The organism is Rhodococcus sp. HNM0569, assembly GCF_012726205.1.
GTDB lineage: Bacteria > Actinomycetota > Actinomycetes > Mycobacteriales > Mycobacteriaceae > Rhodococcus_F.
The window spans coordinates 20,547-35,262 of the sequence record NZ_JAASAE010000010.1; the positions used below are offsets into that span (position 1 = coordinate 20,547).

9 protein-coding genes and 1 tRNA gene are annotated in these 14,716 nt (G+C 70.3%); 6 read left to right on the top strand and 4 right to left on the bottom strand.

The window, feature by feature from the left end:
* The first annotated feature begins 10 nt into the window (after positions 1 to 10).
* A complete protein-coding gene (gene rph, locus HCA44_RS14375) occupies positions 11 to 793 on the top strand; it encodes a ribonuclease PH (RefSeq protein ID WP_169649537.1) in 783 nt (260 codons plus the stop codon).
* Positions 783 to 1,406, top strand: coding sequence for an RdgB/HAM1 family non-canonical purine NTP pyrophosphatase (gene rdgB / locus HCA44_RS14380; protein WP_169649539.1), 624 nt, complete (start codon positions 783 to 785; stop codon positions 1,404 to 1,406). The genes rph and rdgB overlap by 11 nt, the downstream gene beginning before the upstream one ends.
* Positions 1,407 to 1,419: 13 nt before the next feature.
* Here rdgB and HCA44_RS14385 read toward each other — a convergent pair whose 3' ends face one another.
* From HCA44_RS14385 to HCA44_RS14400, 4 genes are all read right to left on the bottom strand, one after another.
* Positions 1,420 to 1,722, bottom strand: a complete 303-nt coding sequence (locus tag HCA44_RS14385) for a DUF3817 domain-containing protein (protein WP_346764740.1) — start codon at positions 1,720 to 1,722, stop codon at positions 1,420 to 1,422.
* Positions 1,723 to 1,793: 71 nt separating this feature from the next.
* Positions 1,794 to 2,189, bottom strand: coding sequence for a transcriptional regulator (locus HCA44_RS14390; protein WP_169649543.1), 396 nt, complete (start codon positions 2,187 to 2,189; stop codon positions 1,794 to 1,796).
* Between the two features lie 111 nt (positions 2,190 to 2,300).
* Positions 2,301 to 2,386: transfer RNA gene (locus tag HCA44_RS14395), tRNA-Leu, on the bottom strand.
* Positions 2,387 to 2,468: 82 nt separating this feature from the next.
* Entirely contained in the window at positions 2,469 to 2,732 is a 264-nt protein-coding gene (locus HCA44_RS14400) for a GlsB/YeaQ/YmgE family stress response membrane protein (RefSeq protein ID WP_169649545.1), read from the bottom strand.
* Positions 2,733 to 3,517: 785 nt separating this feature from the next.
* On the opposite strand from HCA44_RS14400, the gene HCA44_RS14405 reads away from it, so the two are divergent.
* The 4 genes from HCA44_RS14405 to HCA44_RS14420 all read left to right on the top strand — a co-directional run bounded on the left by HCA44_RS14405 (position 3,518) and on the right by HCA44_RS14420 (position 14,716).
* A complete protein-coding gene (locus HCA44_RS14405) occupies positions 3,518 to 3,826 on the top strand; it encodes a WhiB family transcriptional regulator (RefSeq protein WP_169649745.1) in 309 nt (102 codons plus the stop codon).
* Positions 3,827 to 4,009: 183 nt separating this feature from the next.
* A complete protein-coding gene (locus tag HCA44_RS21055) occupies positions 4,010 to 4,513 on the top strand; it encodes a hypothetical protein (protein WP_240945542.1) in 504 nt (167 codons plus the stop codon).
* Positions 4,514 to 4,649: 136 nt separating this feature from the next.
* Entirely contained in the window at positions 4,650 to 4,997 is a 348-nt protein-coding gene (locus HCA44_RS14415; protein WP_169649546.1) for a helix-turn-helix transcriptional regulator, read from the top strand.
* A gap of 458 nt (positions 4,998 to 5,455) precedes the next feature.
* Positions 5,456 to 14,716, top strand: a complete 9,261-nt coding sequence (locus HCA44_RS14420) for a type I polyketide synthase (RefSeq protein WP_240945547.1) — start codon at positions 5,456 to 5,458, stop codon at positions 14,714 to 14,716.

The following is a 14,716-nucleotide window of genomic DNA, read 5'->3' on the forward strand; positions in this document are numbered from 1 at the left end:
GCTGCTGGGCGTGACTACCCGAGAAGACGGCAGGGCCGACGACGAACTCCGCACGGTCAAGATCACCCGTGGATTCACGGCTCACCCCGCGGGGTCGGTTCTCGTCGAGTTCGGCAACACCCGCGTGATGTGCACTGCGAGCGTCGAGGAAGGCGTACCGCGGTGGCGCAAGGGCTCGGGCCTGGGCTGGCTGACCGCCGAGTACGCGATGCTGCCCGCGGCCACGCACACCCGCAGCAGCCGCGAGTCGGTCAAGGGCAAGGTCGGTGGCCGCACCCAGGAGATCAGCCGGCTCGTCGGCCGTTCGCTGCGCGCATGCATCGATCTGGCCGCGATCGGCGAGAACACCATCGCGCTGGACTGCGACGTCCTGCAGGCCGACGGCGGCACGCGTACGGCCGCCATCACGGGTGCATACGTCGCGCTGGTCGACGCCGTCACCTACCTGCGGGCGGCGGGGCGGCTCGCCGATCCGCAGCCGCTCTCGTGTGCCATCGCCGCGGTCAGTGTCGGTGTCGTCGACGGTCGGGTACGTCTCGACCTCCCGTACGAGGAGGATTCGCGCGCCGAGGTCGACATGAACGTCGTGGCGACCGACACGGGCACGCTGGTCGAGATCCAGGGCACGGGCGAGGGCGCGACATTCCCGCGCACCACGCTCGACAAGCTTCTCGACAGCGCGCTCGCCGGGTGCGAGCAACTGTTCGAGATCCAGCGCGAAGCGCTCGCCGCGCCGTACCCGGGCGAGCTGCCCGAGGGGCCCGCGCCGAAGCGCAAGTTCGGTGAGCGGTAACACGGTGCGCGTCCTCGTCGCGAGCCGCAATCCCAAGAAGCTCCGCGAGTTGCGGCGCGTGCTCGCGTCGGCGGGCGTCGACGGCATCGACCTCGTGGGGCTCGACGAGCTGCCGCCGTTCCCCGAGACCCCCGAGACCGGTGCAACCTTCGAAGAGAACGCGATCGTCAAGGCACGGGACGGGGCGCGCGAGACGGGCCTGCCGTGTGTCGCCGACGACTCGGGCATCGAGGTCGACGCCCTCAACGGAATGCCCGGCGTGCTGTCGGCACGCTGGTCCGGCGTGCACGGTGACGACGACGCGAACACCGCATTGCTGCTCGCGCAGCTGTCCGACGTGCCGGACGAGCGCCGTGGAGCCGGCTTCGTGTCGGCATGCGCGCTGGCCCTTCCGGACGGCCGCGAATGGATCGTGCGCGGCGAATGGCGCGGGGCGATCGCGCGGGCGAAGACCGGCGACCACGGATTCGGCTACGACCCCGTGTTCCGGCCCGAGGGTGAAGAGCGCTCGGCCGCCGAGCTCACCCCGGACGAGAAGGACGCGTCGTCGCATCGTGGCCGCGCGCTCGAGCAGCTCGTGCCCGCTCTCGCGGAACTCGCCGCCGCGCGCTGACGCTCGCGCGGGTTCACACGCCGAAGTCGCGCTTGACCTGCTGGGTGCGCCAGTGCTCGACCACGAAGCTCAGGAACGGGATCGTGCCTGCCAGTAGCGTGCCGACGGTGCGGCCGACGGGCCAGCGGACCTTGACGGCGAGGTCGAGCGTGATCAAGAGGTACACGAAGTACACCCAGCCGTGGACGACGGCGATCCAGGTCGGCAGGTCCTCGACGCCGAAGATGTACTTCGCGACCATCTCGGCGGTGAGCACGAGCAGCCACAGACCCGTGGCGTAGGCCAGCACGCGATAGCGCACCAGCGCCGAGCCGATCTTCTTGCGCTGGGTGGGGTCGACCGACCCGGTGGTCTGCTCGCCGGGGGTCTGCGCGGCGGGTTCGGCGCTCACTCGGTTCTCCTGTCGGCATCGCGAGCGGCGAGCTCGGCGAGATAGTGGTTGTACTCACGGCGGGTTCCGGCATCGGAATCGTCGTCCTCGTCGTCCACGGCGACGGGCCGCGGCGGGAGGAGATCGTGCGGGATCTCGCGTAGGGGCTCGTCCGGCGCGGGGGTGTCGGGACGCTCGGCCGCACCGGACTCGAGCTGCACGAACCGCCGGTACGCGTACACGAGGAAGGCCGCGAACAGCGGCCACTGGAAGGCGTACCCGAGGTTCTGGCCGTTGCCGTCCGCGCTCTCGAAGCGCAACCATTGCCACCAGCCGAGCGCGAGGCAGCCGACCGCGCCGACGACGACGAACACGATCAGCGCGACGCGATTGTGCTTCTGCTTCCCGGACACGCTCTCGACGGTACCCGAATCGGACGCGTGCCCTGGTAGCGGCCTTGCCCGCCTGATGGGGGTGAGGGGCAGCCATTCCTGATGTGCTGACACGCGGGACGACCGACTTGTTGGTGCGCGAGGGGGGACTCGAACCCCCACGTCCAAAGGACACCAGGACCTAAACCTGGCGCGGCTGCCAATTACGCCACTCGCGCGCGCAGGACAGAGTACGGCATCGCTTTCGCGGCGACCGCGCGCGCCGTACCCTGTCCCGATCCGCTCGGTGTGCAGCGGTGGTCAGCGGCGTCCGGTGACGAGCTTGACGACGAACAGCAGAATCACGGCGCCGAGCAGGCATGTGAAGAAGCTGAACCACAGTCCGCCACCCTCGACGTCGACGTCGAACAGCGACAGGACCCATCCGCCGAGCAGACCACCCACGACACCGACGACGACATTGGCGAGGATGCCCATCTGCTTGTCGGTGCCCATCAGCTTGCTGCCGATCCAGCCGGCGAGGCCGCCGATGACGATCCACCCGATGATCCCGAGAGTCAGCACAGTGCCCTTCCTTTCGTGAGCCGAAGGTCGGCCTTTCGTTCGGAACGCTACAACAGAAATCTGACTCTGGCGGAACACATAAGTTCATGCTGCGAGTGTGGCTACTTTTCTGGGTTCGGTGAATGATTCGGCAGACTCGTGCGGGAGATGCGGTGCGCTCCCGGCGTCGGTGATGCCACGTCGATGCGCGGTGGACACCACGATGCAATCCGTTGGTAACCCATGTGAACTGGCAATTTCGATCTTCCCGACGCCTTCGCCCGATCTCGGTGCCGCGGCTCGCCCGGCATGCGCCGCCGCCTCCACTCCCTGTGGTAGCTCGGCGAGCGGATTCACCTGGGGCGATGCCCCACTGTCGAAGTGTCCGGTCGTGGTTCGAATTTATCTGCGTTGACAGACATAGATTTTGTTGTAAGGTTCGAGGAGTCAAAGTTGCTCGTCTCGATGCGTCAGCCGGTTCTTTGCCGGGCGAGGTGTCGAGCATGAACGTCGCGTGGCAGATGTGTCCGCCACGCGATGCGATCGGAAAGGGGATCTCGTGGAGCACCGTCACTCCCGTTCTGCCGGAGGGGTTTCCACCGTGCGTGGCACATCGCAGTTCGACACGGACGAAATTCGCCGGCGCATCGCGCAGATGTACGCCGACCGGAACGGCGACGGGCTCGCAGGAGCCGCCTCGGCTGCGTGAGCCCGACGGGGCTCCCCCGAAGGCGTCCGATCGGTCGCGACGCCGCGAAAATCCGAACAGCCACGACATCCCGAAAGCAAGGAGAGACACGATGACGATGCCTCGACCCAAGCTCGTTCCCCTCGGCGACATCTGGGAATGGCAACAGCACGGCAAGTGTCAGGGAATGGATTCGGCGGTGTTCTTCCCGCCGACGGGTGAGCGTGGCAAGGCGCGGGCCGACCGCGAGCGCGCGGCCAAGCAGATCTGTTTCTCGTGCCCGGTGGTCGCGCAATGCCGTAGGCATGCGCTCGAGGTCCAGGAACCGTTCGGTGTGTGGGGCGGTATGGGCGAGTCGGAACGGATCGCGATCCTGCGCCGCCGCAGGCGTGACCGTTCGGCCGGTGCCGTCGAGCCCGCCGCGTGACGTGCGTACCGCCGGCCGCTCGGTCGGACGGGCACAAAAACTGTGACCCACCGGGCATATTTGGTTCGCGCGACGACACGGGGAAGGATGTCGGCCCGGGTGCAGATCTGCGCCGCCGACAAGAAGGTCCGGGCCGCGGCGAGGGTGTGCGAGTGTCGTACGATGTGGCAGCCGAAGACTGCAGTGACCAGCACGGTCGCTGTCCCGTCGAGGCGTTGCCGCGAACTCCGGCAACTCTTCCAGGAAGAGATGGACGCCATGCCGCGTAAGCAGGAACACACCAACGTCTACGCCGATGCGCTCACTGCGCTCGAAACGGCTGCGCATCGCCCGGCTTCGGTGGTCAACGTCGCCGACGACTACGCGATCCGCGTGGACTTCGAATTCAGCCGCCACCTGCTCGCGACCAACACCGGCTCGGGGCTCGCGGACGATCCGTCGCTGATCGACGACTGGACGGTCGGCATCTATCAGGACGGACCCGACGGCCCGGTGCTGCTCGCTCAGGCGAAGGGCCGATGGCTCGTCGACGCGTACGACGCGACGGTCGCCGAACTCGTGCGTCAGGGTGTGTGGACCGGTGGCGATGCGGGTATAGCCGGCTCGGCGGCCGAGGTCGTGTCCGGCGAGCCGTTGCTGGCCACCGTCGTCGTGCCCGACTCGGCGGAGGGAGAATCGGCGCAGTGACGGAACCGTTGACCGGACGGGGCGGCCGGCCGCAGAGAACCTGCCTTTCCCGCAACACATTAGATGCACCGTCGGGTGCTAGTGTGAAAGTCGTAGAGGGCTCGCGTACGCGCAGCCGAGAATCGAGGAGGTCGGTGTGAACTCGCCAGCGTCGTCCACACCTTCGTCGCGAGGGGTGTACGGCATCTCGGTCACGGCCGAGTTGTCGGGCATCGGCCCGCAGACTCTGCGGCTCTACGAGCGTCGAGGCCTGCTCACCCCTACTCGCACCGGCGGCGGCACCCGGCGATACAGCCAGGACGATCTCGAGCGTCTCGCCCGCATCTCCCAGTTGATCGAACTCGGCGTCAATCTCACCGGCATCCGCGAGATCCTGACTCTCGAGGAGCAACGCGCGACGCTCGAGCAACAGAACGCCGATCTGCTCTCCCGCGCCACCGACGCCGAGGCGCAACTCGACAAGCTCCGCGGGGCGCCCGCCTAGCCGGCATCGCCCTCTCCGTTCGGAACCTTCACGGAAGCCCGTGCACTGTGCGTGCGCGGGCTTTCTGCATCGGACGGCCATGTCGAAGCAGGTAACGAAATCATAACGATAAACGTGAGGCTTTCCTCGCGTTCGAGTCGTGTCGCGCGACGCCGAGGCCAGCGCGTTTCCGGGTTACCGAACGGTCACATAACACCCTGAGCTGTGCGGTGGGTCACCGAAATGCGCGCATTTGCGGCGCGGCCGCGCGACAAACGTGAGGACTCCCTCATGATTCTGTGGAACTCTTGGTGACGCTCATCGCACGCGATGTGCGCGAACGCCCTCGTCGGTCCGCCGGCATCGACGATCGGGCGGTGCGTGTTCGTGCGTGTTTCTACCGGCGACCACGAGAGGACCCCTACGTGACGATCGACGACGCCTACCCCGAATCGACCCGCGCCCAGAGCCACGGCGACCTGCGAGGAAGTGCGAACGACTGCGTCGATCACCCGCTTCTCGACCGCATGCGCGACGGTGAGTCGTACGCGCTGGCGTTCGCGGGCCAGGGTGCCGAGTGGCTGCCCCCGCTCGGTGAGCTGATGCGCGACTTCTCGCTCGAGCCGGACCTGACCGCTCTGGTGGGCGACGCCGAGCGGTTGCTCGGGCCGGTCGCGGCGGAACTGCGCATGGCCCGTGCGAGCGGATTCGACCCGATCGGGTGGGTTCTCGATCGCGACCTGGCCGGCGACGACGGCATGTCGGACGGTGACGAGCAGGACGGGGAGTCCCTGTCGGCGGCGGGCGCCGGTCCAGAGCGTGCCGCGACCCTCGCGTCCGCCGCGGTGTCCTTCCCCGGTGTGCTGCTCGCGCAGCTGGCCGCGGTGCGCGCGCTGACGTCGTCGGGCCTCGACCACCGCGCCGCGCCGCCTGCCGCCGTCGTGGGCCACTCGCAAGGACTGCTCGCGGTCGAGTCGGTCCGCGCGCAGGGCGCACGCGATGCGCAGCTGCTTGCGCTCGCGCAGCTGGTCGGTGCCGCTGCCACGCTCACCGGCCGTCGCCGCGGACTCGTGTCGCAGGCGGACGCGTCACCGATGATCGCGGTCTCCGGCGTCGACCCCGAGCGGCTGCGCGCGATCGCCGCCGAGCTGGACACCGACATCGCCGCCGATCGTGTCGCGGTGTCGATCCGCAACGGACGCAGGCGTTCCGTGGTCGTCGGCCGCCCCGAACGGCTCGCGGAGTTCGTCGAGCGGCTCGACCGGATCGCCGCCCGCGAAGCGCACGAGCGGGATACGAAGGCTCGCGGCGGGGCGGTGTTCGCGCCCGTCGTCGAGTCCCTGCCCGTCGAGGTCGGCTTCCACCATCCGGTGATGGACGAGGCGGTCGAGCTCACCGTCGCATGGGCCGAGCGGTGCGGCATCGAGGCGTCCACCGACCTCGTCCGCGCCGTGCTCGTCGACCCGGTCGACTGGGTTGCCGACACCGAGCACGCGATCGGCGCCGGGGCCCGGTGGATCCTCGACCTCGGTCCCGGCGATCTACTCACTCGGATGACCCGCGGTGTCGCGCGGCCGCACGGCGTCGGCATCGTCGCTGCCGCCACGCGGGACGGCTTCGATCAGCTCACGCGTCCGGGCGGCGAACCGAGTGTGCCGACGGCATGGCGCGAGTTCGCACCGCGCGCGGTCACACTGCCCGACGGTCGCAGCGCCGTCGAGACCGCCTTCACGCGGCTCACCGGCCGCTCGCCCATCCTGCTCGCGGGCATGACGCCCACCACGGTCGACGCCAAGATCGTCGCTGCCGCGGCGAATGCGGGCCACTGGGCCGAGCTCGCCGGTGGCGGCCAGGTCACCGAAGACATCTTCGCGGCGCGCATCGAGGAACTCGGTGCGCTGCTCGAGCCCGGGCGCGCCGTGCAGTTCAACTCGCTGTTCCTCGACCCGTACCTGTGGAAGCTGCAGCTCGGCGGCAAGCGGCTGGTCCAGCGCGCTCGCGCCGCGGGCGCGCCTCTCGACGGTGTCGTCGTCACGGCAGGCATCCCCGAGCTCGACGAGGCCGTCGCGCTGATCGAGGAACTGCACGAGGTCGGTATCGCGCACGTCGCGTTCAAGCCCGGCACGGTCGCGCAGATCCGTTCCGTCGTGCGGATCGCCGACGCGGTGCCCGATCGTGCGATCGTCGTTCACATCGAAGGCGGCCGCGCAGGCGGCCACCACTCGTGGGAAGACCTCGACGATCTGCTGCTCGACACCTACGGCGAACTGCGCGAGCAGCCGAACCTCGTGGTGTGCGTCGGCGGCGGGATCGGCACGCCCGAGCGCGCGAGCGACTACCTCACCGGCCGCTGGTCCGAACAGCACGGATTCCCGGCGATGCCGGTCGACGGCATCCTCGTGGGTACCGCGGCGATGGCGACCCGCGAGGCGACGACGAGTCCGCAGGTCAAGCAACTGCTCGTCGACACACCCGGCACCGAACGGTGGGTGGGGGCCGGCACCGCGTCGCACGGAATGGCCTCGGGCCGAAGCCAACTCGGTGCCGACATCCACGAGATCGACAACGCCGCGTCGCGCACCGGGCGCCTGCTCGACGAGGTCGCGGGAGACGAGGACGCCGTCGCGGCCCGTCGCGGCGAGATCGTCGACGCGCTGGCCCGCACCGCGAAGCCGTACTTCGGCGACCTGGCCACGATGACCTACGAGCAATGGTTGCGCCGGTACCTCGAGCTCGCCGTCGGCATCGACGCGGCACGCGAGTTCGACTGCGGCAGCGAGTTCGGCGACGCCGTCCGCGATGCCACGACGAGCCCGTGGCTCGACGTCTCGTGGCGCGACCGTTTCCAGAAGATGCTGCAGCGCACCGAGGCACGCCTGCACCCGTGCACGCGCGGCCCGATTCCGACGCGCTTCGCGGACGCAGAGACTCTCGAGCACCCGGAAGCGGCGATGTGCACCCTCGCGGCCGCCTACGAGGACTTCGCCACCGCCACAATGCACCCCGCGGACGTGTCGTTCTTCGTCTCGCTGTGCCGCACACCCGGCAAGCCGGTCAACTTCGTGCCCGTCGTCGACAAGGACGTGCGCCGCTGGTGGCGCTCGGATTCGCTGTGGCAGGCGCACGACCCGCGCTACGACGCCGACCAGGTGTGCGTCATTCCGGGCACGGTCGCGGTCGCGGGCATCACCCGTGTCGACGAGCCCGTCGGTGACCTGCTCGACCGCTTCGAGCTCGCGACCTACGAGCGTCTCGTGGCCGACGGCGCCGATTCCGTCACGGTTCCCGCGCGTCGTCGCCGCAGCGCCGATGCGGGTTCCGGTGTCTCGCCGGTCGTGTCGTCGATCCTGGCGGCGCCCGACGTGCATTGGGCCGGACGGCTCACCCGCAATCCCGTGGCGCGCCTCCTCGACGCCGACCAGTGGGAGTTCGTGTCCGCCGAGTCGGCACACCACCGTCCGACAGGCGCCACGCTCACGGAGGTCGACGGCGAACACGCCCAGTTGACCGTGCCACTCGTGCGTGAGCACGCGCTCGCGATCCGTATCACGGTTCCGCGTTCCGTCCAGGGGGGCGGTGCCCCGGTCGTGACCGAGGCCGACGCCGAGGGCGCCATGTCGGCGCTGCTCGGCGTCGCTGCGGGACGTGAGCTGCCGGTGGTCAAGAACGGGGTCGCGCGGCTCAACGTCGCGTGGGTGCGCGACCTCGTGGCGGACCACGCGGGTGTCACGGCCGCGGGCATGCGCTCGCCGCTGCACGCGAACGAGGCGGGCGTGCCCGATGTCGTCGTCGGCGCCTGCTGGCCCGCGGTGTTCGCGGCTCTCGGTGGTGCACAGACGGATTCGGTCGCGGTCATCGAAGGCATGCTCGACCTCGTCCACCTCGACCACCGGATCGAGCTGCTGCGCGAACTGCCCGCGGAATCGGGAGTCGCGGTCGTGCGTGCCGAGGTGCAGTCGATCGACGACACCGACCTCGGTCGGGTCGTCCAGGTGGGCGTCGAGATCGGTGCGATGCTCGGTGACGAAGGGCTCGACGCTCCGCCGGTCGCACGACTCACCGAACGGTTCGCGATCCGTGGCCGCACCGGACGTGCCGCGCTCGCCGATCCGCCGCGCGCCGGTGGTGTGCGCGTCGACGACATCCGCGATACCCCGCGCCGTCGCCGCCGCGACGCGGTGATCGCCGCGCCGCAGTTCATGGACGCGTTCGCGCAGGTGTCGGGCGACCACAACCCGATCCACACCTCCCGCAATGCGGCGCTGCTCGCCGGGCTCGGCAGCCCGATCGTGCACGGCATGTGGCTCTCCGCGGCGGCGCAGCACGTCGTCACCGCGGCCGACACGTCGCAGCGGACGGTCCCCGCGCGGCGGCTCACCGCGTGGACCGCGCGATTCCTCGGGATGGTGCGCCCCGGCGCCTCGATCGACGTGCGTGTCGACCGGGTCGGTGCCGACGCGGGCGCCGAGATCGTCGAGGTGGCCTGCCGTATCGACGGCGATCTGGTGATGGTCGCGACAGGCAGGCTCGCCGTGCCACGCACCGTCTACGCGTTCCCGGGCCAGGGCATCCAGCAGCAGGGTATGGGCCTCGATGCGCGCTCGCGGTCGAAGGCCGCCCGCGAGGTGTGGGATCGCGCCGACGAGCACACCCGCAAGGCGCTCGGCTTCTCGATCCTCGCCGTCGTGCGCGACAACCCGAAGATCGTGCGCGCCAGGGGAGTCGAGCACCGCCACCCGGATGGTGTGCTGCATCTGACCCAGTTCACTCAGGTCGCGATGGCGACGCTGGGCGTCGCGCAGGTCGCCGAGCTACGCGAATCGGGGGCCTTCGTCGAGGGCGCCTACCTCGCGGGTCACTCGGTCGGCGAGTACAACGCGCTCGCCGCCGTCGCGGGCGTGCTTCCGCTCGAAGCCGTTCTGGAGGTGGTGTTCCAGCGCGGCTCGGCGATGCATGCGCTCGTACCGCGCGACGAGAACGGGCGCTCGAACTATCGCATGGCCGCGATCCGTCCGTCGCAGATCGACGTCGCCGACGAAGACGTGCACGAGTTCGTCGCGGGCGTCGCGGCGAAGTCGGGCGAATTCCTCGAGATCGTCAACCTCAACCTGCGCGGTGCGCAGTACGCGATCGCGGGCACGGTCGCGGGCCTCGACGCGCTCGAGGTCGAGATCGACGAGCGCCGCGCCGTCACCGGCGGCAAGCGCGCGTACATCCAGGTGCCCGGCATCGACGTGCCCTTCCACTCGACCGTGCTGCGTGACGGTGTCGCCGACTTCCGCGGCCGGCTCGAGGAACTGCTGCCCGAACGCATCGACCCCGAGATCCTGATCGGCCGCTACATCCCGAACCTGGTGCCGAAGCCGTTCTCGCTCGAGCGTGAATTCGTCCAGGAGATCGCCGAACTCGTGCCGTCCGAACCGCTGCGTGCGGTGCTCGCCGAGTTCGACGCCTACGCCGCCGATCCGTCGGCGCTCGCGCGCGTGATCCTCGTCGAACTGCTCGCATGGCAGTTCGCGAGCCCGGTCCGGTGGATCGAGACGCAGGACCTGCTGTTCGCGTCGGACTCGGCGGGCGGACTCGGGGTCGAGCGCTTCGTCGAGATCGGCCTCGGCAGCGTACCGACGGTGGCGAACCTCGCCGCGCAGACTCTGAAGCTGCCCGGTCGACGCGGCGGCCCCGTCGAGGTGCTCAACATCGAGCGTGACGCGGCCGCTGTCTTCGACACCGACGACGACCCGGCGCCGGAGCCGGAGCCGGACGGCCCGGACGAGACCGAGCCCGCCGCAGAACCGCGGGCGTCCGCACCCGCGGCACCGGCTGCTGCTGCGGCGGCCGCGTCCGGTCCGCGGCCCGACGACCTGGCGTTGTCGGCGTCCGACGCGACGCGCATCCTGATCGCGCTGTGGACCAAGCTGCGTCCCGATCAGATCGGGCCTGCCGACACGATCGAGGCGCTGTGCGACGGCGTGTCGTCGCGACGCAACCAGCTCCTCGTCGACCTGGGCGCCGAGCTGTCGCTCGGGGCGATCGACGGTGCGGCGGACGCCGACATGGGAGCGCTCGGTACGACCGTGAACCAGCTCGCGCGCACCTACCGTCCGTTCGGCCCCGTCCTCACCGACTCGATCGGCGACCACCTGCGCAAGGTGTTCGGGCCGTCGGGCAAGCGGCCCGCGGCGGTCGGCGACCGGGTGCGCAAGGTGTGGCAGCTCGGCGACGGCTGGGTCGACCACGTGACGGCGGAGGTTGCGCTCGGCACGCGGGAGGGCACCAGCCTGCGCGGCGGCGAGCTCGGCAGCCTCGCGCCGGGCGGTCTCGCGGACGCGGCCGCGGTGGACACCGCGATCGACAGCGCGATCCAGGCGGTCGCGACGCGGCACGGCGTGACCGTCACGATGCCGTCGGCGGGGGGCTCGTCGGGGGGTACCGTCGACGCCGAAGCGCTCGGGGAGGTCACCGAGCACATCACCGGACGTGACGGCGTGCTCGCGTCCGCGGCGCGGCTCGTGCTCGAGCAGCTCGGCCACGCAGACGTTCCCGCGACAGCCGCGGACGCGTCGGACGACGCACTCGTGCAACTCGTCGCGGACGAGCTCGGTTCCGACTGGGCGCGCGTCGTCGCGCCCGCCTTCGACGCCCGCAAGGCCGTCCTGATCGACGACCGGTGGGCAAGTGCGCGTGAGGATCTCGCGGCGATCTGGGCCGGGCACGGTGACCCGCGGCCGGAGAGCTTCGCGGGGGCGGGCGATGCCGTCGCCGACCAGGCGCTGTGGTGGCGTGATCGCGCCGTCGCCGACGAGCGGGACGCACTCGCCCAGGTGTACTGCCACATCGCCGACGCCGCGCGCGACAGCACCGACGCGGGCGTGTGGGCCGACGAGATCGCCGTCGTCACCGGCGCGAGTGCCGGTTCGATCGCGGCCGCCGTGGTCGCCGATCTCCTCGCCGGTGGTGCGACGGTGATCGCCACGACCTCCCGGCTCGACTCGCGCCGACTCGCCTTCTTCCGGGATCTGTACCGCCGCAACGCCCGTGCGGGCGGGGCACTGTGGGTGCTCCCCGCGAACATGGCGTCCTACGCAGACGTCGACGCGCTCGTCGACTGGATCGGCGGCGTACAAACCGAATCCGCAGGCGGCACCAGCACGGTCGTCAAGGACGCGATGACGCCGACGATGCTGTTCCCGTTCGCCGCTCCCCGGGTCGCGGGTGCGCTGACCGACGCGGGCGGCCGCGCGGAGACAGAGATGAAGGTCCTGCTGTGGTCCGTCGAGCGGATGATCGGTGGCCTGTCGCGCATCGGTTACGACCACGACGTCGACGCGCGTCTGCACGTCGTGCTCCCGGGTTCGCCCAATCGCGGGACCTTCGGCGGCGACGGCGCATACGGCGAAGCGAAGGCCGCGCTGGACGCGATCGTCGCCAAGTGGCGCTCCGAGCGTGCGTGGGCGGAGCGCGTCACTCTCGTGCACGCTCGCATCGGCTGGGTGCGAGGCACCGGGCTGATGGGTGGCAACGACCCACTGGTCGACGCCGTCGAAGCCGCGGGAGTGCGCACATGGGCGACGGACGAGATGGCTGCCGAGCTGCTGGCACAGTGCACCGCGGTGCGCCGCGTCGACGCGGCCACGGGCCCGCTCGACGTCGACCTCACCGGTGGACTCGCCACGGCCGACCTGGACCTCGCGGCGCTCGCCCAGGAGAGTCGGACTGCCGAGGCCGAGCCGGAGTCGGCGTCCACTGCAGACGAGACCGTCGGTGCACTGCCCGCCCCGCCCCGTGCTCCCGACACCACGACGCCGGAGTGGGCCGACCTCGACGTCGACCCGCAGCAGCTCGTCGTGATCGTCGGTGCGGGCGAGCTCGGGCCGCACGGCTCGGCGCGGACGCGATTCGAGGTCGAGGTCGAGGACGAGTTGTCCGCGGCAGGTGTGCTCGAACTCGCGTGGAGCACGGGCATGCTCACGTGGGAAACGGCACCCGAACCCGGGTGGTACGACGCCGAGACCGGCGAACTGGTACCCGAGGAGGACATCGCCGACCGGTACCACGACGTCGTCGTCGAGCGGTGCGGCATCCGTCGGTACGCGGACGACGGCGCGATGGTCGACAACACGGCCCCGCTGCTGTCGTCGGTCTTCCTCGACCGTGATCTCACCTTCTCCGCAGGCAGCGAAGCCGAGGCGCGCGCGTTCGTCGACGCCGACCCCGAGAACACCACGGCTGCAGTCGATCCGGCGTCGGGGGAGTGGACGGTGACCCGCAAGGCGGGCACCGAGATCCGCGTGCCGCGCAAGATGGCCCTCACCCGCAGCGTCGGCGGACAAATCCCCACCGGCTTCGACGTCACGGCGTGGGGCATCCCGGCGGACATGGCGGATTCGGTCGACCGGGTCGGTCTGTGGAACATCGTCGCAACCGTCGACGCGTTCCTCACGAGCGGTTTCACGCCGAGCGAGTTGCTGCGGTGGGTACATCCCGCGCTCGTCGCCAACACGCAGGGCACCGGTATGGGCGGTATGTCGTCGATGCGCTCGCTGTACATCGACACCCTGCTGGGTGAGAACAAGCAGAACGACATCCTGCAGGAGGCGCTGCCGAACGTCATCGCGGCACACGTCGTGCAGTCCTATGTCGGTGGGTACGGTGCGATGGTCCACCCGGTCGCGGCGTGCGCGACGGCGGCGGTGTCCGTCGAGGAGGGCGTCGACAAGATCACGCTCGGCAAGGCACAGTTCGTGGTGGCCGGCGGCTACGACGATCTCGGCATCGAAGGCGTCGTGGGCTTCGGCGACATGTCGGCGACGGCGAAGACCGACGACATGCGCGCCAAGGGCATCGACGACCGCAGACTCTCCCGCGCGAACGACCGCCGTCGTGGTGGCTTCGTCGAGTCGCAGGGCGGCGGAACGATTCTGCTGGCGCGTGGCGACGTCGCACTCGAGATGGGCCTGCCGGTGCTCGGCGTCGTCGCGTGGGCGGGTTCGTTCTCGGACGGCGTGCACACGTCCATCCCCGCGCCCGGGCTCGGTGCGCTGGGTGCGGGCCGCGGCGGTCTCGAATCGCCGCTCGCACAGTCGTTGTCCGCACTCGGCGTCACGGCCGACGACATCGCCGTCGTGTCCAAGCACGACACGTCGACCGCGGCGAACGACCCGAACGAGGCCGAACTGCACGAGCGGCTCGCCGCGGCCCTCGGCCGCAGCGACGGTGCACCGCTGTTCGTGGTGTCGCAGAAGAGTCTCACCGGGCACGCGAAGGGTGGCGCGGCCGCATTCCAGCTGATCGGGCTGTGCCAGGTGCTCGCCGGAGGTGTCGTGCCGCCGAACCGCAGTCTCGACTGCGTCGACGACGTCATGCAGCAGCATCCACACCTGGTGTGGCCGCGTGAGCCGCTCCGGTTCGGCGACTCGCTGCCCCTGCGGGCAGGCGTGCTCACCAGCCTCGGTTTCGGCCACGTGTCGGGTCTCGTCGCCGTCGTCCACCCGCAGGCGTTCGTCGCGGCGATCCCGGACGAACGGCGCGACGCCTACGTCGAGCGGGCACGTGCGCGTGCGATCGAGGGTCGCAGGCGCCTGCTCGCGGCGATGTGCGGCGGCGACTCGCTCTACGAGCGGCCCGCCGACCGTCGCCTCGGCGGCGACGGGAAGCCGGCGCGCAATCTCGAAGCCGACGTCCTGCTGTCGCACGAGGCGCGCCTCGGCGACGACGACGTGTACCGCGTCGCGCGGCCGTGA